Origin of the sequence: Mesorhizobium sp. M7A.F.Ca.CA.001.10.2.1 (genome assembly GCF_003998575.1) — a bacterium.
In the GTDB taxonomy this organism is placed as follows: domain Bacteria; phylum Pseudomonadota; class Alphaproteobacteria; order Rhizobiales; family Rhizobiaceae; genus Mesorhizobium.
The window spans coordinates 1-21,067 of record NZ_RZQY01000029.1; the positions used below are offsets into that span (position 1 = coordinate 1).

The window sequence follows — 21,067 nt, forward strand, 5'->3', positions numbered from 1 at the left end:
CATCGGCCTTCGGCTGCGGCCGGCCGCGCGTCTCGGGATGGCCGTTGACGCTGACGTCGGCGAGATAGTTGATGAGCTTGGTGGCGCGGTCCTGGCGCTTGACCTGCTGGAACAGTTCCGGCGTCGTGTCGATGAACTTGGTCGTGTAGGAATTGTCGGCGAAGCTCGGGTGGTTGATAATCGCTTCGAGGAAGGTCAGGTTGGTGGCGACGCCGCGGATGCGGAACTCGCGCAGCGCCCGGTTCATGCGGGCGATGGTCTCGGCCGGCGTCGGCGCCCACGCCGTCACCTTCTCCAGCAGCGGATCGTAGAAGCGGGTGATGACAGCGCCCGAATAGGCGGTGCCGCCATCGAGGCGGATGCCGAAGCCTGTTGCGCCGCGATAGGCGGTGATGCGGCCGTAGTCGGGGATGAAATTGTGTTCGGGATCTTCCGTGGTGATGCGGCACTGCAGCGCGTGGCCGTTCAGCCTTATGTCCTTCTGCGCCGGCACGCCTGATTCCGGTGTGCCGATGGCAAAGCCGTCGAGGATGTGGATCTGCGCCTTGACGATATCGATGCCGGTCACCTGCTCGGTGACGGTGTGCTCGACCTGGATGCGCGGATTGACCTCGATGAAATAGAATTTGCCGGTGTCGGCATCCTGCAGGAACTCGACCGTGCCGGCGCCGATATAACTGGTCTCGCGGGCGATCTTCAGCGCATGGCCGCAAAGCTCCTCGCGCTGCGACATTTCGAGATAGGGCGCCGGCGCCCGCTCGACGACCTTCTGGTTGCGGCGCTGGATCGAACAGTCGCGCTCGAACAGGTGCACCGCATTGCCACGGGTGTCGCCCAGCACCTGCACCTCGACATGGCGGGCGCGTTCGATCAGCTTTTCAAGATAGACCTCGTCCTTGCCGAAGGCGGCTTTCGCCTCGCGCTTGCCCTCGGTGACTTCACGGGCAAGGTCGGCTTCGGCGCGGATGGCGCGCATGCCGCGGCCGCCGCCGCCCCATGACGCCTTCAGCATCACCGGATAGCCGATTCCCTTGGCCAGTTTCTTGACCGCCTCCATGTCATCCGGCAACGGATCGGTGGCGGGGATCACCGGCACCCCGACCTCGATGGCGAGATTGCGCGCCGCGACCTTGTTGCCGAGCCGCCGCATTGTGTCCGGCTTCGGCCCGATGAAGGTAATGCCGGCTTCGGCACAGGCGTCGGCGAATTCGGGACTTTCCGACAACAATCCGTAGCCGGGATGAATAGCATCGGCACCCGACAGCCTGGCGACGCGGATCACCTCCTCGATCGACAGATAGCTTTCGATCGGCCCCATGTCCCGGGTCAGATGCGGCCCGCGTCCGACCTGGTAGCTCTCGTCGGCCTTGAAGCGATGCAGGGAGTATTTGTCTTCCTCGGCCCAGATCGCCACGGTTTTGAGGCCGAGTTCGTTGGCCGCGCGAAAAACGCGAATGGCGATTTCGGACCGGTTGGCGACGAGGATCTTCGTGATGGCCAAGGACTGGGCTCCAGCAACGGAAGGAAGAGAAATCGGCGCAATGATTAGCGTGAAAATGCTGCAGTGCAAACAAAATTGACGTGCGTTTAAACCGATTGAAATGGAATCATTGCGCCAGAAGCCCTTCGCATTCATCCGAACAGCAAGAAAAGCGCCGGCTTTGCAGTTAGCGCACGATCATTCACCGGCTAAGAACCCGGCTCTATCGGCCGCCCCCCGTGATGGCAAAAGAAAATGCCCGGCGCGAGCGCCGGGCATCGTAGATGGTCTGGAGACTGACGAGCTTACATCTTCTGGATGTAGGTGTACTTGCCGTCGTCGCCCTTCTTCCATTCGTACATGACGTAGCCGGGCAGCGTCGGGTCGCCCTTGGCGTCATAGGACAGGTCGCCGAGCACGGTCTTGAACGGGCCGTTTTCATGCAGCGCCTTGGCAACTGCCTGCGGATCGTTCGACTTGGCAGCGGTGGCTGCCGCGGCGATCGCCTGCATGGCTGCGTAGGAGTAGAGCGTGTAGGCTTCCGGTTCGAAACCCTGCGCGCGGAACTTCTCGACGAGTTCCTTGTTGGCGGGGATCAGGCGCGGATCCGGACCGAACGTGTTGAGCGTGCCCGCAACCGCGTCGCCCGCGATCGAAGCCAACTCGTTCGACACGATGCCGTCGCCGGAGACCAGCGTCGCCTTGAGGCCCTGGTCGGCGGCCTGGCGGATGATCAGGCCGGCTTCGGTGTGCAGGCCGCCCCAATAGATGATGGAAACGCCGGCTTCCTTCATCTTGGCGATCAGCGCCGAGAAGTCCTTGTCGCCGACATTGATGCCTTCGTACATGACTTCCGTCAGGCCCTTGGCATTCATCGCCTTCTTGGTTTCGTCGGCAAGGCCCTGACCGTAGGTGGTCTTGTCGTGCACGACGGCGATCTTGGCATCCTTGAAGTTGGCGGCCAGATAAGCGCCGGCAATGCTGCCCTGCTGGTCATCGCGTCCGCAGGTGCGGAACACGTTCCACAGGCCGCGTTCGGTGAACTGCGGGTTGGTTGCGGCCGGCGTCACTTCGACGATGCCGTTCTCGGCATAGACTTCCGAGGCCGGGATCGAGACGCCGGAGTTGAAGTGACCGACCACGAACTTGACGCCGTCGCCGACGAACTTGTTGGCGACCGAGATGCCCTGCTTCGGATCGGAAACGTCGTCGCCGACTTCGAGCTTGATCTGCTCGCCATTGATGCCGCCAGCCGCATTGATGTCGGCGACAGCAGCTTCGGCACCCTTCTGCAACTGCGCGCCGAAGGCGGCATTCGGACCGGTGATCGGGCCAGCGACGCCGACCATTACGTCAGCCCACGCGGCACCGCCGAACGCGACGAGCGCGGTCAGGGCGACGGCGGACAAAAGTGACTTTTTCATTTAAACGCTCCCATTAACGGAGTGGGCGTGGATGAAGCTTTCATGCGATGCCCACCCTTATCGCAGAAAGCATAGTTTGCCGATTTTCAGGCACTTGTCACGCCGATTCAATTTCGAGACGGCGTTAATGATGAACGTCAACCTTTCGGTTTCCAGCTCAAGAGTGAAGCTCTTTCGTAGAGCCAATTATACTGTGTCACCATCTGGTTGGTGCGCGTGTATTGGTAGCCGACGAAGCCGAGGATCATCAGCACGATGGTGTCGACGACATAATAGTGCAGCGAGAACATGGTGCCGCCGAACAGCGCGTGATGGATGAAGCGGATCGCGATGCCGAGGCCCAGCATATAGGCGAACAGCTGGATGAAGCTGCGCCACGTCTGAGCACTGGCCTTGCCCGTCATCCACGCCGCCCAGCCGCCGAGCAGACAGGTGACGAAGAAGAACTGCCAGATCGAGGGTTCCTCGTAAAGAATGCCCTGCATGGTGAAGTCTCCTTAGCATGACCCCGAAAAGTTGCGGACTTTCCGGACTAAGATCATGCGACAAACAAACAATCTGGAGCGGAATGGCGGATGCACGCATTCCGCTCCGAACTCAGTGGTGTCCGCCTTCGAGATAGGCGGCGCGCACTTCCGGATTGGCGAGCAGTTCCTTGCCGGTGCCGCTCATCGTCACATTGCCATTGACCATGACGTAGCCGCGCGTGGCGAGCTTGAGCGCGCCGAAGGCGTTCTGCTCGACCAGGAACACGGTCAGCCCTTGGGTGCGGTTCAGTTCGCGGATGGCGTCGAATATCTGCTTGACGATCAGCGGCGCGAGACCCAGCGACGGCTCGTCGAGCAAAAGCAGCTTCGGCCGTGCCATCAGCGCGCGTCCGATCGACAGCATCTGCTGCTCACCGCCCGACAGCGTGCCGCCGCGCTGGGTGATGCGCTCTTTCAAACGCGGGAACAGCGTGAACACCTTCTCGACGTCCTCGTCATAGTGCTTGAGGTTGTCGAGGCTGGCGCCCATCTGCAGGTTTTCCATCACCGTCATGCGCGGAAATATCCGCCGGCCCTCGGGCGACTGGGCAATGCGCATGCGCGCGATCTCGTGCGTCGGCATCTGGGTGATGTCGGTGCCGGCAAAGGTGATGGTGCCGGCGCGAGCCCGCGGCGCGCCGAAAATAGTCATCATCAGCGTCGACTTGCCGGCGCCGTTGGCACCGATCAGCGCCACGATCTCACCTTGGTTGACGGTGACATCGACGCCGTTCAGCGCCCGGATGTTGCCGTAATAGGTCTGCACGCCCTTGATATCGAGCAGTGTTGTCGCGGCCATCACTTGCCCCCTCCGCGCTTGCCCGCCACGGGCTTGGCAGCGGTCTTGCTCCCGGTCTTTCCGGTGGCTGCCTTTGCAGTCTTTGCGGAAGCATGGCTTGTCGCCACCTTGCCCGCATCGACGCGGCGCGAGAATTCCGTGTCCTTGCCCTGGCCGAGCAGCCTGGCCTGTTTGACCCATTCCTCGCGCGCGATACGTCCGTCAAAGGCGAGATAGGCTTCGGCGGCCTCGACGTCGGCCTTTTTCCAGGCGCCGATCTGGTCGAAATGGAAGATGCCGTGATCGTTGAGCTTCTTCTCGTTGACCGTGCCGATGCCCTTGATGCGGGTCAAATTATCGGCCTTGCCGCCGCGAGGTGCCGCCAGCCGGTTGGAGATCTCTCCAGCCTTTGCCGGGGCCTTGGCTGCCGGCTTGGCCGACGCGGTCGACGTCGCCGCCGCGCCGGTTGCCGCCTTTGAAGCCGCTTTCGGAGCAGGCTTTGCCTTCGCTGCCGGCACGGCTGCCAGCGAGGCTGCCTTGTTTGCCGCGGCGAGCGACCTGGCGTCAACCTGACCGGCCTTTGACGCTCCCTTGGCCACCGTAACCCGCTCGCCCGAACTATGGCCGACCGTGTCGGTCACCGGCCCGGCGAGATAGGACGACGATGTTCCCGGACCATGCGCGGCATCCGGCCCTGTATCGAGCTGTTCGATGACATCTTCGTCGCCGACTTCGGTAAGGACCGCTTCGACTTCCTCGTCGTCGACGCCGAGATAGGCGGCGATGACGCGCGGGTCGGTGCGCACCGACTGCGGACTGCCGTCGGAGATCTTCCGGCCGTACTCCAGCACCACGACATGGTCGGAGATCTGCATGACCACCGACATGTCGTGCTCGATCAACAGGATCGAGGTACCGGATGTGTTCTTGATGTCGATCAGCAGCTCGTTCAGCGCCGCCGATTCCTTCGGATTGAGGCCGGCCGCCGGCTCGTCGAGGCACAGAAGCTCGGGTCCCGTGCACATGGCGCGAGCGATCTCGAGGCGGCGCTGCGCGCCATAGGGCAGGTCGCCGGCCGGGTCGTCGGCACGGTCGACAAGATCGGCCTTTTCCAGCCAATGCTTGGCGAGTTCCACCGATTCGGCCGAGGCCTTGCGATAGCCGCTGAAGCCGAAAAGGCCGAGGACCGTGTAGCCCGATGCCTTCATCAGTTTGTTGTGCTGGGCGACCAGCAGGTTCTCCAGCAGGGTCATGCCGGAGAACAGCCGAATGTTCTGGAAGGTGCGCGCCACCTTGGCGCGCGCCGGGATTTCATGGTTGGGCAGCCGCTCGAGCAGGAAGGTCGAACCATCGTTCCGGTTGAGCGTGATCATGCCTTCCGACGGCTTGTAAAAGCCGGTGATGCAGTTGAACACCGTGGTCTTGCCGGCGCCGTTGGGGCCGATCAGCGCGGTGATCTCGCCGCGCTTGGCGGCGAAAGACAGATCGCCGATGGCCACCAGGCCACCGAACTTCATCGACAGATGATCGACCTGCAGGATAGCGTCGTTCGCGCCTGAATTGGCCTTCTGAACAGGGTTCGCATTCATCAGCCGTGTCCTTCCTTGGTGAAGGAGCTTGAGACAGCCTTTCGCTCCTTCAGGAAGGCGGTTGGTTCACGACTGCCGACGAAGCCGCGCGGCTTCCACAGCATGACGATGACCATGGCCATGCCGAACAGAAGCATGCGGTAGAGTTCCGGTGTGAAGTCGGGCCCGAAGACCTGCTTGAGGAAGTCGAGTTCGCGCAATGCCTCGGTGCCGCCGATCATCACCATTGCGGCGACCGCGATGCCGACCAGCGAACCCATGCCGCCGAGAACGACGATGGCCAGGATGATGGCCGATTCCAGGAAGACGAAGGATTCCGGGCTGACGAAGCCCTGCCGTGCGGCGAAGAACGCGCCGGCGAAGCCGCCGAACATCGCACCCGTGGCGAAGGCTGTGAGCTTCGTGGTGGTGGTGTTGATACCGAGCGAGCGGCAGGCGATCTCGTCCTCCCGCAACGCTTCCCAGGCACGGCCGACCGGCATGCGCCGCAGCCGGATGGTGACGAAGGCTGTCAGCAGCGCCAGCGCCAGGATCAGGTAATAGAGGAAGATCTTGTAGTAGGCGCTCGAGGTCGCGAGATTCAGCACCTTGGCGATGTAATTGGGGTCCGACACGTTGAAGGTCATCAGGCCGAAGAAGGTGACCTTCGGGATGCCGGAAATACCGGCCGAACCGTTGGTGACCTCGCGCCAGTTGATCAGCACCAGGCGGATGATCTCACCGAAAGCCAAGGTGACGATCGCCAGATAGTCGCCGCGCAGGCGCAGCACCGGGAAGCCGAGCAGCACGCCCCAGAAGGCGGCCATGGCGCCGGCGGCCGGCAAAAGGATCCAGAACGACAGGCCGTACTGCGTGCCGAGCAGCGCATAGGCATAGGCGCCGACCGCGTAGAAGGCGACATAACCGAGGTCGAGCAGGCCGGCGAGGCCGACGACGATGTTCAGGCCCCAGGCCAGCATCACATAGATCAGGATCTGGATGCCGAAATTGTCGACCCATTTCAGCGAGCCTTGCAGCCCGCCGACGAACGACCAGGACATCAGCGACAGGATCGCCACCACCAGGATCGGATAGAGGATCAGCGCGGCAATGCCGAGTTTGGTGAAGTTGGCGTGAATGAAACCGCGGAAGTAATAGATCACGCAGGCCAGCACGTAGATGATTGCCAGGGCGCGCAGGAACTGCAGATAGCCGGCCGGCACGGCTCCCACCCATCCGACGAGAGAGCTGTTGACCGCAAACAACACCACCGCCGCGACCAAGGCCACGATGAAGGCCGGCAACTGGAAGAAACGCGACGCCACGCTGGCCGGCAGCAGACCGGTGGCGATGTCGGTGATCTTCTGGTTGGCGAGGAAGGGCTGGCCATAAGCGACATAGAGGAAGCGCCCGATGGCCGTGGCGATCACCACGGCGGCAAGCAGGCCCCAGCGCGTCGTCAGGACCAGTTCGTTAGAAATGTTCTGGCCGGTCTTCAGGCCGATGAACAGCACGAACAGGCCAAACGATATGGCAGCGGCATAAAGTGACTCGCGCAACGCGCGCTGCATAGGCGTGGCGACGGTGTCGCGCTCCGGAGATACGGTGACGGCCATGGTCTCAGACCTTTTCGACTTCTGGCCGGCCCAATATGCCGGAAGGCAGGAAGATCAGCACGATGGCCAGGATCGAGAACGCCGCGACGTCCTTGTAGTCGATCGAGAAATATGCCGACCACATGCTCTCGATGAAGCCGATCATCAGCCCGCCGAGCACAGCACCCGGCAACGAACCAATGCCGCCCAGCACCGCCGCCGTGAAGGCCTTCACGCCCGGCGTGAAGCCATCCGAGAAGGCAATGACGCCGTAATACATCAGGAACAAAGTGCCGGCGACCGCGGCAAGGGCCGCACCCATGATGAAGGTGATCGAGATCGTGCGGTCGACATCGATGCCGAGCAGCGCCGCCATCTTGCGGTCCTGCTCACAGGCCCGTTGCGCTCGCCCGAGCGAGGTCTTGTTGACCAGATACCAGAACAGCGCCAGCAGCAGCGCCGTGACGACGACGATGATGATCTGCTTCAGCGACACGCTGATGCCGTTGATGTTGTAAACCTGGCTGACCATCGGCGGGATCGGCTTGTTGCGGGGACCCTGCGTCACCTGGACGAAGTTCGACAGCGCGATCGACATGCCGATGGCGGTGATCAGCGGGGCCAGTCGGAACGAACCGCGCAGCGGCCGGTACGCGACTTTTTCAATCGTCCAGTTGTAGAGGCTGGTGAGCAGCATCGCCACGATCATCATGACCAGCAGCGCCAGCACAACCGGCACTGAATAGAACAGCGCGCCAAGGGCGAGGAAGACGATCAGTGCTGTGAAGGCACCCACCATGAAGATGTCGCCATGGGCGAAATTGATCATGCCGATGATGCCGTAGACCATCGTGTAGCCGATCGCGATCAGCCCATAGATCGATCCCAGCGTCAGCCCGTTGATAAGCTGCTGGACAAAGTACTGCATGTGTACATGGCTCCCCTGGAATGTCGCCCATGCAGACGCATTCCTTTTCGTATTTCCCCTAGTCGTAAAGTTTCGAGCCCGGATTGCAACGTCATTTTTCAATCGTCATGCGTGTTTTCGAAGCACGCTGTCCGATTGCCCGTTTTCCATCATCCGGCCCCTGGACTATCGCGGACCCTACCATTGGCATAACGCAATGTCTTTGACGATTCGACTGCATCATGCGCTCCGTTTCGAAGAAATCGCCGTCAAAATTAGGTGATGAAAGGAATCCTTGCGTTTTTGGCACGATCCGTTTTTCAAGCCCTCGCTTTCCGCAAGGTCAGGATTCCCATCACTTGACAACAAATCCATGCGCGAACGGGTCGCGGTCGTCGATGAAGATGGTGTTCAGTCCGGTCATCCGCGCCCAGCCGCCGATAGAGGGAATGATGGCCGGTTTGCCGGCCACGGTGACATCTTTTTCGACCTTGCCCTTGAACAGCGAACCGATGATCGATTCATGGACGAAGCTGTCGCCGGCCTTGAGTTTGCCCTTGGCATGAAGCTGCGCCATGCGCGCCGAGGTGCCGGTGCCGCAGGGCGAGCGGTCGATCGCCTTGTCGCCGTAGAACACGGCATTGCGGGCATCCGCCCCATCCACCGTCGGAGCACCGGTCCACAGCATGTGCGACAGCCGGTTGATGCCCGGGTTCTCAGGATGGACGAAGGAATATTTCTCGTTGAGCCGCTGGCGCACCACCGGGCTCCAGGCGATGAAGTCGCCCGCCGAATAATCGGCCATGTCGCGATAGTTCTTCTGCGGTTCGACGATGGCGTAGAAGTTGCCGCCATAGGCGACGTCGACGGTGATTTCGCCGAGCCAAGGGCATTCAATTGTCAGCCCCTCGGCATGGAGGAAGGACGGCACATTGGTGATGCGCACCTCCTCGACATAGTCGCCGACCTGTTTGTATTCAGCGATGACAAGTCCGGCCGGCGTGTCGAGCCGAAGCACGCCCGGCGTCTTCGGCTTGATCAGACCGTGCTCGATCGCCATCGTCACCGTGCCGATGGTGCCATGGCCGCACATCGGCAGGCAGCCGGAGGTTTCGATGAACAGGATGGCGATGTCGCAATCCTCGCGCGTCGGCGGATAGAGGATCGAACCGGACATCACGTCGTGGCCGCGCGGCTCGAACATCAGGCCGGTGCGGATCCAGTCATACTCGGCCAGAAAATGCGCACGCCGCTCCATCATCGTCGCGCCCTGCAGCAGCGGGCCGCCCCCAGCGACCAGCCGCACCGGATTGCCGCAGGTGTGGCCGTCTATGCAGAAGAAGGATTTCTTGGCCATGACGCTCCTCGAAAATCAAAACCCGAAAATATCAAAATCGTTGCGGACTGAAGGGGGCCAGTTCGATCGGTGGAGTCTGCCCCAGGACAAGATCCCTGATCAACCGTCCGGTGGCCGCCGCCTGGGTCAGGCCGAGATGGCCATGGCCGAAGGCATAGACCACCGACCGCCTTCCCGGCGCGCCGCCGATGACGGGCACTGAATCCGGCAGCGAGGGGCGGAACCCCATCCATTCGCGCCCACCCGAGGGATCGAGCCCCGGCAGGAATTTCTGCGCCTTCTGCAGCAGCGCCTTAGACCTGGCATAATTGGGCCGCCGCTCGATGCCGCCGAGTTCGACGGCGCCACCGACACGCAGGCCCGTTGCGAGCGGCGTGACGACGAAGCCATGGCCGGAGAAGATCAGCATCCGCTTCACGTCGAAGGCACTCGTCGGCAACGTAGTGTTATAGCCGCGCTCGGTCTCCAGCGGAATGCGATCGCCGAGTTGCTTCGCCAGCAGATGCGACCATGCGCCTGCTGCGACGACGAGGTGTCGCGCCTGTCTGGTCGTGCCGTCTGCCAATGTCAGCGTCGCACCATCCTGATCCGCCGCGACTTGGCCGATCCGGGCCATCTCAAAGCGGGCACCCTTGCTTTGTGCGTAGGCCCACACCGCCTTGCCCAGCAGTTTCGGGTCGGCGACCGTCTTCCATCCCGGCACGAACGTGCCTTTGATGAAGCGCGGCGACAGCCCCGGCTGCAAGGCGGCCAGCTCCTCGCCCTCGACATGGCGGAAACCGATGCCGAAACGCTCACGCGCCGCCCAGCCGGGCAGCCCGGCCTGGAACTCGGCTTCGCTTTCATAGAGCTCGAGCGAGCCATCCTCGCGCAGCATCGACCGCGTGCCGGAGCGATCGAGCAGGCCCATCCACTCCGCCTCGGCGAGCTTCATCATGCCCGCCTGAGCAGCAAGGCTCACCTCGTATTTTCCCAGCGCACCGGCGCGCCAGAAGCGGACCAGCCAGGGCAGAAGCTTCGGCAGATAGGCGGGCGGAATGCTGAGCGGGCCAAGCGGATCGGCCAGCCATTTCGGCAGCTGCCGGATCATGCCCTTGTGGGCCAGCGGCAGCACATCGGAAAAGGCAAAGGCGGCGGCGTTGCCGGAGCTCGTCTCCTCGCAAATGCCTGTGCGGTCGAAGACGGTGACCCGGCGTCCGGCCTCGGCGAGAGACGCAGCGGCACAGATGCCGATGATGCCGCCACCGATGATGGCGATGTCGATTGGAACATCGCTATTCATCGTTGTACGTCACCCCCTGCATGCATGTCCCAGTCTCCGCCCCGCTCGCTTCATACCAGCTCAGAACTGCGGCAGCTTCGGCCGCACGGCGAGCGCATCCTTGACGATCTTCTCGACAGCCTTGCGGCGCTCGCCAGACAGCGGCTGCCGCGGCATGCGAACGCGGTCATTTGTGTTGATCGCGAACACTTCGGCAAGCTTGATGTTTTGGACCAGGTAAGTCGAGACATCGAGATCGAGCAGCGGCCGGAACCAGCGGTAGATGGCGAGCGCCTCCTCGCGGCGGCCCTGCTTCATCAGCTGGAAGATGGCGACGGTCTCGCGCGGGAAGGCTGTGACCAGTCCCGCCACCCAGCCGATGGCGCCGACCGAGAGCGCCTCGAAGGCCAGATTGTCGACGCCGGTGAACAGGTCGTAGCGAGTGCCCAGGCGATTGATGATCTCGGTCGAACGACGGATGTCGTCGGAGGATTCCTTGATCGCGACAAAGCGCTTGTCCGACGCTAGCTCCTCCATCTGGTCGACGGTGACGTCGACGCGGTAGGCAAGCCGGTTGGAGTAGATCATGACCGGCAGGTCGCCCGCCTGCGCGACCGCGCGCAGCGCCGCGACCGTCTCTTCCGCATTGGTGTGGTAGATCGGGCTCGGCACGACCATGAGGCCATTGGCGCCTTCTTTGGCGGCGCGCTTGGCGATGCTGGCCGCCTCGCGTGTGCCGGCCTCGTTGACGGTCAGCAGCACCGGCTTCTTGCCGGCGACCTTCTGTGCGGTCTTCAGCACCTCGATCTTCTCGTCGGGCGACAGCATCGGCCCCTCGCCGAGCGATCCGCAGACGATGATGCCGTCGCAGCCGGCCTCCATCTGCAGGCTGAAGCAGCGCTCCATCTCGGCATGATCGAGACGATCATCCGCGGTGAATTTGGTCGTGACGGCAGGGAAAACTCCGGTCCACATGATCATCTCTCCATCTGATATATCAGCGGTATATCTATTAACAAACCCGCTGTCAATGCGGATTCCGTTATGATATATTCAAGATATATCAGGAGAGCGCATTTGATATCCATGGCAGCAAGCCTCCCGGCAGAGCCGGCCGCGACCAGGGCCTACCATGTGCTCGAGCACATGATCGTCACGCTCGAACTGGCCCCGGCAAGCTTCGTCACCGAGGGCGCTCTGATCGACAGGCTCGGGCTTGGCAGGACACCGGTGCGCGAAGCGATCCAGCGGCTGGCATGGGAAGGGCTGCTCGACGTCAGGCCGCGCGCCGGCATCGCCATCGCCCCGCTCCATCCCGGCGACTGGTTGCGCGTCCTCGATGCGCGTCGCGGCGTCGAGGTGGTGCTCGCCCGCTCGGCCGCCCGCTTCGTCACCCGCGAAGCCGCCGACCTGTTTCACGAAGCAGCGCTTGCCATGCAGAAGGCGGTGATCTCGGGTAATGTGCTTGCCTTCATCCAGGCCGACAAGGCACTCGACGAAGCGCTGGCGCTGGCTGCCGACAATCCCTTCGCCGCCCGTCTGGCCGCCCCCTTGCAGACCCATAGCCGCCGCTTCTGGTTCCGCTACAAGGCCGAGACCGGCCTTGCCGAATCCGCCGAGCACCATGTCGCGCTGATCCGCTCGATCCTTGCCGGCGACGAGGAGGCCGCGGCCAAGGATGCCAAACGCCTGATGGCGCTACTGCGCGGCCACGCGGAGACGGCCGCCACGCGCTGAACGTCCTTTTATATCCGGTGCGCTTTCGTCGCCGGCGCTTCCTCGAAGCTCGGGTCAAGTCCCGGGCAAGGCAGCCGCCGCCATCAACGGACCGTCTCAGCCTTCGCCTGCCGTGATGACGCAGCTCTGACCATGCGTGTCGGTGGCAAGAATTGTCCAGGTGCCCTGGTCGGAGACGAATATCTCAAGAATCAGGCTCGGGTTGACCAGGCCGCGCGCCGCCTCGCTTTCGTGGAATTTTTCGCCGAGCGCTTTGATCATATCCGCACGGGCCGCGCATTGCGCCGCCAGCGCCGGGACGGCGGGAAACGCAGAAATTGCCACGAAAAATAGCGTTGCCACAAGACGGGTCATCTGACACCTCCTTGCGCCAGACGATGTCCCCGAAGCTGTCGCCAGCGCCGTTGCTTGATCTGCCGTACCTCCTTGCGGCAGGACTGCAGACCAAGACGGCAGAGGCCTACTTGGTTCCATCACATTAGCGTTCAAGCGGATAGGGTCGCGGCCGGATTGCAAAAAAACGCCCGGGCGCGAGCGCCCGGGCCTTAATCCAAATCAATTTGTTGTCCGGTCAATTCATCGTCGGGATGACGAATTCGGCACCATCCTTGATGCCGGACGGCCAGCGCGAGGTCACCGTCTTGGTCTTGGTGTAGAAGCGGAACGCGTCCGGGCCGTGCTGGTTGAGATCGCCGAACGAAGATGCCTTCCAGCCGCCGAACGTGTAATAGGCGATCGGCACCGGGATCGGCACGTTGACGCCCACCATGCCGACCTGGACACGGCTTGCAAAGTCGCGCGCGGCATCGCCGTCACGGGTGAAGATGGCGACGCCATTGCCCATCTCGTGATCGTTGGCGAGCTTGATCGCGCTCTCATAGGTCGGGGCGCGCACAACAGAGAGCACCGGCCCAAAGATCTCTTCCTTGTAGATACGCATGTCCGCGGTCACGTTGTCGAACAGGCAGCCACCCATATAGTAGCCGTCTTCATAGCCCTGCATGGAGAAGCCGCGGCCGTCGACGACCAGCTTGGCGCCTTCCTTGACGCCGGTATCCACGTAGCCCTTGACCCGTTCCAATGCCTGCGCCGTCACCAGCGGGCCGAAATCGGCGGAAGAGTCCGTCGAAGGACCGACCTTCAGGCTCTCGACGCGCGGGATCAGCTTTTCCATCAGCCGGTTGGCGGTATCGTTGCCGACCGGGACGGCGACCGAGATCGCCATGCAGCGCTCGCCGGCCGAGCCGTAGCCGGCACCGATCAGCGCATCGACGGTCTGGTCCATGTCGGCATCGGGCATGATGATCATGTGGTTCTTGGCACCGCCGAAGCACTGCACGCGTTTGCCGGCGGCCGTGCCGCGCGAATAGATGTAATGGGCGATCGGCGTCGAGCCGACAAAGCCGATGGCCTTGATATCGGGATCGTCGAGGATGGCGTCGACCACGTCCTTGTCGCCATTGACGACGTTGAGGATGCCTGCCGGCAGGCCGGCTTCGAGGAACAGTTCGGCGATACGCATCGGCACGCCGGGATCGCGTTCCGACGGTTTCAGGATGAAGGCGTTGCCGCAGGCGATGGCCGGCGCGATCTTCCACAGCGGGATCATCGCCGGGAAGTTGAACGGCGTGATGCCGGCGACGACGCCGAGCGGCTGGCGCATCGAATAGACGTCGATGCCGGGGCCGGCGCCGTCGGTGAATTCGCCCTTCATCATGTGCGGTGCGCCGATGCAGACCTCGACCACTTCGAGGCCGCGCTGGATGTCGCCCTTGGCGTCGGCGATCGTCTTGCCGTGCTCGCGCGCCAGGATGTCGGCCAGTTCGTCATAGTCGCGCGCGACCAGTTCGAGAAACTTCATCAGCACGCGTACGCGGCGCTGCGGGTTGGTCGCGGCCCATTTCGGCTGCGCTGCCTTGGCATTCTCGACCGCCGCGCGCAGTTCCGCCTGCGAGGCCAACGCCACCGTGCCGCGCACGGAGCCGTCCATCGGCTGCATGACATCCTGCTTGCGGCCGCTGGTCCCGGCGACATGCTTGCCGCCAATGAAATGACCATAGTCAATCATGATTTCTCTCCCTGTTTGTGATGCTGCATTGTCCGCCTTTGGCCGGCGGATGGCAACGCGAGTGAGAACGCAACCGTTGTGCGGAGAATAGATAACGATTGACGAGCGAGCATCAATTCCCGCAAATGGTGGGATGCAATTGCTGCCGTGCGGATTGAGAGATTGAGTTCCACCACAGAACGCAGCGTCGATAATTGTCATCTGGACCCTCCCCATGAACTGGGATGACGTCCGCATCTTCCTCGCCGTGGCGCGCGCAGGCCAGATCCTTGGCGCCGCCAAACGGCTGGAGCTCAACCACGCCACCGTCTCACGCCGCATCGCCGCACTCGAGGAAGCGCTGCGGACAAAGCTGTTTCGCCGCTTGACCACCGGCAGCGAGCTGACGCCCGCCGGCGAGCGTTTTCTCGACATTGCCGAGCGCATGGAGGGCGACATGATCGCCGCGCGCTCGACCATTTCAGGCGAAGGCGACGACGTTTCCGGCACGGTGCGCATCGGCGCGCCTGATGGTTTTGGTGTCGCCTTCCTGGCCAAGCGCCTCGGCGAACTGACCGCCCTGCACCGCGAGCTGACGATCCAGCTTGTGCCGGTGCCGCGCTCCTTTTCCTTGTCGCGCCGCGAGGCGGACATCGCCATCACCGTCGAGCGGCCGACAGAAGGCCGGCTGGTGGCGGGAAAGCTGGTCGACTACTCGCTCGGCCTGTTTGCCTCGTGCGCTTATGCTGAAGCGCATGGCTTGCCCAAAACCGCCGCCGAGCTCGGCCAGCACACGCTGATCGGCTACGTACCCGACCTCATCGTCAGTCCCTCGCTCGACTATGCGGGCGAATTCAGCGCCGACTGGCGCACCAGTTTCGCCATCTCCTCCGCACTCGGCCAGGCCGAGGCGGTGCGCTCGGGCGCCGGCATCGGCATCCTGCACACCTTCGTCGCCCGCTCGATGCCGGAATTGGTATCCGTCGATGTGGTCGCGCCGATCCGCCGTGCCTACTGGCTGGTCTATCACGAATCGGTCAGGCCGCTGCGCCGCGTCCAGATCGTCGCCAGCTTCATCACCAAGATGGTGGAGCGGGAGCGGAGCCTATTTGTTTAGCCGTGCCGCCTTTTCCTTGCCACAAAACCGGCCAGAATGGCATCAGGCGTGCAGCCGCCGCGTAGAGACGATCCCTTAGAAAGCTGGCGCGGATAGACATGCGAGCCGTTCTTGCCATCCTGCCGCTGCTTTTCGTTTCCGCTTGCGCCAACCCGTGGACGAAGGTCCCGGAGGCCGAGCTGCCCAAGCCGATCCGCTACGCCATGGCGCGGCCTTCGCCTTTCGTCCTGGGCAATTATTGCGGCCCTGGCACCCGCACCGGCGATCTATCGGCCCGGCCGGCCGACCGCCTCGACGCGGTCTGCCAGACGCATGATGCCTGCTATATCGCCCGCCACAACCATTGCGACTGCGACGGCACCCTGGTCGCCTCGGCGAAAGCGATCCGCGACGACAAGACAACGCCACGCAAAATGCGCGGCGAGGCCGAACTGTTGATCGCCACCTTCGCCATTCCCGTCTGCAAGGTCTTCCCGCAGGGCTTCATGCCGCCGCGCGATCCCGCGCAATTGAGCGCCCTGAAGGCCGGAGCGCCCGGGTGAAGGGTCGCGCATCCATCGCCATCGTTCTGTTCGGGCTGGCTGTCATTGCCGGCTGTGCCGGCGCTGGCCGCAATGCCTGCGATCTCCTGCAAGGCCAGAGCGCTTGCGCGCGACCCGCGCTCTCCGCCGAGACAGCTGGGCCGCGGATCGCCACCGCGCAGTTTTTCGGTGACGCCGGTACGAACGACTACGAAAAACGGTTCCTGGCGCTGCTCGCCCATCACCAGCTCGGCGCCATGGACCGCGCCAACGGCACCGGCCCTTTCGGTCACGACCGCCATGAGATCCGCAACAGCGATTTCCAGGCGACCTACCGGACACTGCAGCAACTGGCCGGGCCGGTTGCCGAAACGCATCTGCCGCCGGCCGGCGCCAACAGCGGCGAGGCTCATTTCGACGGACGCTGGCGGGTGTCGCGGCAGACACTCTACATCGATGCGGCTGCGCGGCCCTCGGCGCCCAGGATCTTCGATTTCTCCGGCCTGCAGGCGCGCAGCGTCGAGGTCGTGCTGCGCCAGGCCGGCAAGCAACCGGCCGACATCGAGGGCATCTGCGACGGCACGCTGGCGATCCGTGCCGGCGGCGGTTCACGCACCATCGCCATGGGCACGGCATTCCGTTTTCGCCTGTCCGGCGAGGACGACACGGTCAGCCTGTTTCCGAGTGACGGCCTGAACCGCTGCACCGCAAGGATCCGCTCCAGCCTTGCCCCGGCCGGCGCGCCGCTCACCATTCGGCGCGAAGAGGCCGCCGATCCGGCTCTCGCCGCCTTCGACAGTCGCTACGAGCGTTGCACGACGCCTAACCCCACCGGCCTCGATGCGCTCAGCCGCGCCTTCTATGCCAGCCGCTGGCTGTCGCAGACCTGCGCCTTGCCGATCGGAAAGCCGCGCCTGCTGCGCAAATCGCGCGATGGCTTCAACGCCAAGGTCGAGGCGCTGATAGGGGCGCCGCTGTCCGACAGCGCCATCGACAAGGGCGACCCGGAGCTGCCGCTCGACTTCTCCAGGGCGCCAAGGCTGAAGCTGATCTACCTGTCGTCGCTGGAGTTCAAGGCCGACTTCTCCGGCCGCATCATCGAACGGCTGATCCGCCACCATGCAGCCCTCGGCACCAAGGTGCGCATCCTGGTCACCGACGTGCTGGAGCGCGACAAGGACGACGCCCTGCTGCATCGGCTGGCGGCCGAATTCCCCAATGTCCAATTGCAGGAATATCGCTGGCGGGCGGACCATGGTGCGCCGATCGACGAGCAGATTTCACAACTGCACAAGGTCCATCACGTCAAGATGCTGGCGACGCTTGCCGACGATCCACGGCGGTCGCGCGCCATCATCGGCGGCCGCAACATCCATGACGGCTTCCTGTTCCACCAGCCGATCGATCTGTCGCGCTATCCAGACCTTGAGCAATACGGCAAGACCGACGGGCTCTCGCTGAACTACTATTCGAACTGGAGCGACTTCGACATCGAGTTCGCCGATCCGGCCACGGTCGAAATGCTGGCTGCGCATCTTTCGACAGTGTGGCTGCGCGACGCCGACACCAATCTGGCGCGCCCCTTCTCCATTCCGGTCCGGTCCGACGGCGCCCGCCCGTCAGGCACGGCACGACACTTCATTTCGGTGCCCTACGAGGACGGCCATGCGCTGGAGGACTATTTCGTCGAACTGGTCGACGCTGCCCAGCACCATATCCAGATCGTCAATCCCTACCTCAACCTGACGCCCAAGCTTGCCCAGGCTGTTGACCGGGCGCTCGCCCGCGGCGTCAGGATCGACATTGTCGGCCGCATCGATCTCAAGGGCGATATCGGCGGCAAGTTTCTCACCGCGCTCAACAAGCTGTTCGTCGAGAAATATGGCGACCGCATCAACATCCGCGAATTCAAGGCGCCTGACGTGGTGCTGCATTCCAAGATCATGATGATCGACGAAAGGTTGGTCGCCATCTCGTCGGTCAATCTCAACAACCGCAGCTTCTTCCACGACAGTGAGAACGGCATGATGGTGCTCGATCCGGCCTTCTACACCAGGATGAAGCCGATCTATGACGACTATGTCGCCCACTCCAATCCGGTCGCCACCAATGTGACGATCCCATGGGCCTATCGGCTGCTGTTCGACGAGGACTGGGTCCGGCAGGCATTCTGACCCTCTACCGTAGATAGCGCTCCTGCGCGAGGTCGCGAACGTCGATGTCAGGCACCCGGCTGGAGATGATGTCGGCCAGAACCTTGCCCGAGCCACAAGCCATGGTCCAGCCGAGCGTGCCGTGGCCGGTGTTGAGATAGAGATTGGAAAGCTCGGTGCGGCCGATCAGCGGCGGACCATCCGGCGTCATCGGCCGCAGCCCGCACCAGAACGTCGCGTCCCGCATGGCGCCGGCGCCCGGAAAGAGATCGCCAACCGAGTGTTCCAGCGTGCGCCGCCGCGATTCGTGCAGCCTGAGGTCGAAGCCGGAAATCTCGGCCGTACCACCAACCCGGATGCGGTCGCCGAGCCGGGTGATCGCCACCTTGTAGGTCTCGTCCATCACCGTCGACACCGGTGCCGCGGCGGCGTCCTTGATCGGCACGGTGATCGAATAGCCCTTGACCGGATAGACCGGGATCGGCCGCTTCACCCGGCGCATGAAACCTGCCGAATAACTGCCCAGCGCCATCACATAGGCGTCGGCGGTTTTCCAGCCCTTGCTGGTGCTGAGATTGGCGATGCGGTTGCGGCTGCGGATGACGCGCCAGATCGTCACGTCGTACTCGAACTTGACGCCACGGGCCACACAGAGTTCGGCCAGCCTGTCGGTGAACATCTTGCAGTCGCCGGTCTCGTCGTGCGGCAGCCTGAGGCCGCCGACGAACTTTTCGCGCACCCCGGCAAGGCCAGGCTCAGCCGCGATGCAGCCGTCCTGGTCGAGGGTCTCGTAAGGCACGCCATACTTCTTCAGCACCTCGACATCTCCGCCGGTGCCGTCAAGCTGCTTTTGCGTCCGGAACAGCTGCAGCGTGCCCTGGGTGCGCTCGTCATAGGCGATGCCGGTCGCTTCGCGTAGCGCCTTCAGCGTGTCGCGGCTGTATTCGGCGAGCGGCACCATGCGCGCCTTGTTGATCGCATAGCGCTCGGCGGTGCAGTTGCGCAGCATCTTGATCAGCCATGTCCACATATGCGGGTCGAAGGCCGGCCGCACCACCAGCGGGCCATGCTTCATCAGCAGCCATTTGATCGCCTTCAGCGGAATGCCGGGTCCGGCCCAGGGCGAGGCGTAGCCGGGCGAAATCTCGCCGGCATTGGCGAAGCTGGTTTCCAGCGCCGGGCCTTTCTGGCGATCGAGAACCGTCACCTCGTGGCCGGCCTCGGCAAGAAAGTACGCCGTGGTCACTCCGATGACGCCGCCGCCCAGCACCATGATCTTCATCGTTCACTCCTTGCCGCGCCGCACGCCCTTGAGGACGCCTGGACGCGGCCGTATTTCCGATTTGCGCACGATCCCCAGCGAAAATCGATGCCGACTTTCGGGATCATGCAGTGTTGCCTGTTCACGCCGCCGTGGGACCGGGGTCGTCATCCCCTGTCTGCCGCATTCCGGCCCTTTCGCCAAGGGGCCGCCAATCGGCTGCGGCGCTGTAGACGAGGGTGAGCCCATGCGGCCGTCGCGCCTCGTCTCGGGATTTCTCCCTGACGGCACGCCGCGCGGCCTCCGGCTGGTAGAGCACGGTCGCGATCAGGACCGACTCCCGCCTGCCGTCGGCCTGTTCGATCCATGCAGTCTGACCCTCGGCCATGCCGAGCATGCAAAGCCCCCGCCTTGTCATGATCGACAGGCTGGAGCCGACCGGACCGTGCACCTCATTCTGCACCAGAGTTCGGGTCTCGGCAGGGCCGGCATCGACACGAAACACCAGCCTGCTGTTCAGCGTCACGATATCGGATCCGACCGAATCGATCGCGACGACCTCGGCTTTGGAAAGCTTCTCTTCAAGCATTGGAACAATCGGATCCGCGAAAGCCCGCCAACGCTCCAACATGATCTCGAGGACGGCGAAGTCCTTCGTCGTCAGCCGGAAATTCGCGCCTGTCATCGCCGTCTCCATGCTCAGGACCCTTCCCGCCCGCAGGCCGGCGCATCGACCGCTTCGATGGTCGCCGACAGTTCCCGGCCGCCACGGCTGCTCCAGCACACTGTCTGCCCGATCGACGCGCCGATAAGCGCCGTCCCCATCGGCGTCAGCACCGAGATCCTGTTTTCACTGATGTCTGCTTCGCCGGGATAGACCAGCGTGATGCGCTGGGTGTGGCCGCCATCGTTGCGGATTGTCACCGTCGAACCCATCCGCACCACGTTGGCCGGCATGGAAGCCGCTGCCGTCACGAAGGCACGGTCCATCTCCGAAAGCAGTTCTTCGGCCGTCTCGGGCACGCGGTCGAGCGACGCCCGCGCCAGGCCCGTCAGCCGGTGGTGGTCGGCATCGCTGACCAGAAGCCGGCTCGGTGGACGCAATCCTGTTGCATGTTGCATGGCAAACCTCATGACTTGGCGCATCCAACAGACGCGCGCCTGCCGCCGCACAAACGGTGGCTTGATGAAAGCCGGCAGCCGCGAAGCTGTCTGGCTCGGGAATGATGATGTCAGGTAGAAATGCCCCGGTTCGGACGGACGCCAAAAGGCGGCCGCGCCGGGGCTACGATCCCGCGATCGGGCAGACCCGGAACAAGGTTCTGATATAAGCG

General features: G+C 63.3%; 19 protein-coding genes. 4 read left to right on the forward strand and 15 right to left on the reverse strand.

Annotation, left to right across the window (positions count from 1 at the left end):
• The 10 genes from EN964_RS03720 to EN964_RS03765 all read right to left on the reverse strand — a co-directional run.
• Nucleotides 1–1,501: biotin carboxylase N-terminal domain-containing protein (locus EN964_RS03720; RefSeq protein ID WP_127276176.1), on the reverse strand; the 1,501-nt coding region annotated here is incomplete at its 3' end.
• A 284-nt stretch (nucleotides 1,502–1,785) separates the two neighbouring features.
• A complete protein-coding gene (locus EN964_RS03725) occupies nucleotides 1,786–2,904 on the reverse strand; it encodes a branched-chain amino acid ABC transporter substrate-binding protein (RefSeq protein WP_027037229.1) in 1,119 nt (372 codons plus the stop codon).
• 137 nt (nucleotides 2,905–3,041) lie between these two features.
• Complete coding sequence (locus EN964_RS03730) at nucleotides 3,042–3,389, reverse strand: DUF6867 family protein (RefSeq protein ID WP_023811804.1); 348 nt, start codon at nucleotides 3,387–3,389, stop codon at nucleotides 3,042–3,044.
• Between the two features lie 112 nt (nucleotides 3,390–3,501).
• A complete protein-coding gene (locus EN964_RS03735; RefSeq protein WP_027037230.1) occupies nucleotides 3,502–4,230 on the reverse strand; it encodes an ABC transporter ATP-binding protein in 729 nt (242 codons plus the stop codon).
• Entirely contained in the window at nucleotides 4,230–5,798 is a 1,569-nt protein-coding gene (locus EN964_RS03740; protein ID WP_127267455.1) for an ATP-binding cassette domain-containing protein, read from the reverse strand. The genes EN964_RS03735 and EN964_RS03740 overlap by 1 nt, the downstream gene beginning before the upstream one ends.
• Nucleotides 5,798–7,393 (reverse strand): high-affinity branched-chain amino acid ABC transporter permease LivM, encoded by a 1,596-nt coding sequence (gene livM, locus EN964_RS03745; protein ID WP_127267456.1) that lies wholly within the window; start codon nucleotides 7,391–7,393, stop codon nucleotides 5,798–5,800. The genes EN964_RS03740 and livM overlap by 1 nt, the downstream gene beginning before the upstream one ends.
• A 4-nt stretch (nucleotides 7,394–7,397) precedes the next feature.
• On the reverse strand, nucleotides 7,398–8,300 hold the full coding sequence (locus tag EN964_RS03750) for a branched-chain amino acid ABC transporter permease (RefSeq protein ID WP_127267457.1): 903 nt from the start codon (nucleotides 8,298–8,300) through the stop codon (nucleotides 7,398–7,400).
• Nucleotides 8,301–8,634: 334 nt separating this feature from the next.
• A complete protein-coding gene (locus tag EN964_RS03755; protein ID WP_127267458.1) occupies nucleotides 8,635–9,636 on the reverse strand; it encodes a 4-hydroxyproline epimerase in 1,002 nt (333 codons plus the stop codon).
• Nucleotides 9,637–9,667: 31 nt separating this feature from the next.
• Nucleotides 9,668–10,918, reverse strand: a complete 1,251-nt coding sequence (locus tag EN964_RS03760; protein WP_164748659.1) for an FAD-binding oxidoreductase — start codon at nucleotides 10,916–10,918, stop codon at nucleotides 9,668–9,670.
• A gap of 60 nt (nucleotides 10,919–10,978) precedes the next feature.
• Entirely contained in the window at nucleotides 10,979–11,872 is an 894-nt protein-coding gene (locus tag EN964_RS03765) for a dihydrodipicolinate synthase family protein (protein ID WP_127268694.1), read from the reverse strand.
• Nucleotides 11,873–11,983: 111 nt separating this feature from the next.
• Between EN964_RS03765 and EN964_RS03770 the strand changes: the two genes are divergently transcribed.
• Nucleotides 11,984–12,634, forward strand: coding sequence for a GntR family transcriptional regulator (locus tag EN964_RS03770; RefSeq protein WP_236383238.1), 651 nt, complete (start codon nucleotides 11,984–11,986; stop codon nucleotides 12,632–12,634).
• A 96-nt stretch (nucleotides 12,635–12,730) separates the two neighbouring features.
• Here EN964_RS03770 and EN964_RS03775 read toward each other — a convergent pair whose 3' ends face one another.
• Both EN964_RS03775 and EN964_RS03780 read right to left on the reverse strand, forming a co-directional pair.
• Nucleotides 12,731–12,988, reverse strand: coding sequence for a hypothetical protein (locus EN964_RS03775; RefSeq protein ID WP_127268692.1), 258 nt, complete (start codon nucleotides 12,986–12,988; stop codon nucleotides 12,731–12,733).
• Between the two features lie 217 nt (nucleotides 12,989–13,205).
• The gene (locus tag EN964_RS03780; RefSeq protein ID WP_127268691.1) at nucleotides 13,206–14,702 is read right to left on the reverse strand and encodes a CoA-acylating methylmalonate-semialdehyde dehydrogenase; all 1,497 of its coding nucleotides are present in this window, start codon (nucleotides 14,700–14,702) and stop codon (nucleotides 13,206–13,208) included.
• A 214-nt stretch (nucleotides 14,703–14,916) separates the two neighbouring features.
• On the opposite strand from EN964_RS03780, the gene EN964_RS03785 reads away from it, so the two are divergent.
• The 3 genes from EN964_RS03785 to EN964_RS03795 all read left to right on the forward strand — a co-directional run bounded on the left by EN964_RS03785 (nucleotide 14,917) and on the right by EN964_RS03795 (nucleotide 18,493).
• On the forward strand, nucleotides 14,917–15,798 hold the full coding sequence (locus EN964_RS03785) for a LysR family transcriptional regulator (RefSeq protein WP_127268690.1): 882 nt from the start codon (nucleotides 14,917–14,919) through the stop codon (nucleotides 15,796–15,798).
• Nucleotides 15,799–15,896: 98 nt separating this feature from the next.
• Entirely contained in the window at nucleotides 15,897–16,340 is a 444-nt protein-coding gene (locus tag EN964_RS03790; RefSeq protein ID WP_127268689.1) for a hypothetical protein, read from the forward strand.
• Nucleotides 16,337–18,493, forward strand: coding sequence for a phosphatidylserine/phosphatidylglycerophosphate/cardiolipin synthase family protein (locus EN964_RS03795; protein ID WP_127270379.1), 2,157 nt, complete (start codon nucleotides 16,337–16,339; stop codon nucleotides 18,491–18,493). Before EN964_RS03790 ends, EN964_RS03795 begins: the two co-directional genes overlap by 4 nt.
• Before the next feature lie 4 nt (nucleotides 18,494–18,497).
• On the opposite strand, the gene EN964_RS03800 is transcribed toward EN964_RS03795, so the two are convergent.
• The 3 genes from EN964_RS03800 to rnk all read right to left on the reverse strand — a co-directional run bounded on the left by EN964_RS03800 (nucleotide 18,498) and on the right by rnk (nucleotide 20,855).
• Entirely contained in the window at nucleotides 18,498–19,754 is a 1,257-nt protein-coding gene (locus EN964_RS03800; protein WP_127267087.1) for a D-amino acid dehydrogenase, read from the reverse strand.
• A 121-nt stretch (nucleotides 19,755–19,875) separates the two neighbouring features.
• A complete protein-coding gene (locus EN964_RS03805) occupies nucleotides 19,876–20,418 on the reverse strand; it encodes a nucleoside-diphosphate kinase (protein ID WP_236383239.1) in 543 nt (180 codons plus the stop codon).
• A 14-nt stretch (nucleotides 20,419–20,432) separates the two neighbouring features.
• Nucleotides 20,433–20,855 carry a nucleoside diphosphate kinase regulator gene (gene rnk, locus EN964_RS03810; protein WP_127267089.1) on the reverse strand — a complete coding sequence of 141 codons (423 nt, stop codon included), beginning with the start codon at nucleotides 20,853–20,855 and terminating at the stop codon, nucleotides 20,433–20,435.
• Between the last annotated feature and the right edge of the window lie 212 nt (nucleotides 20,856–21,067).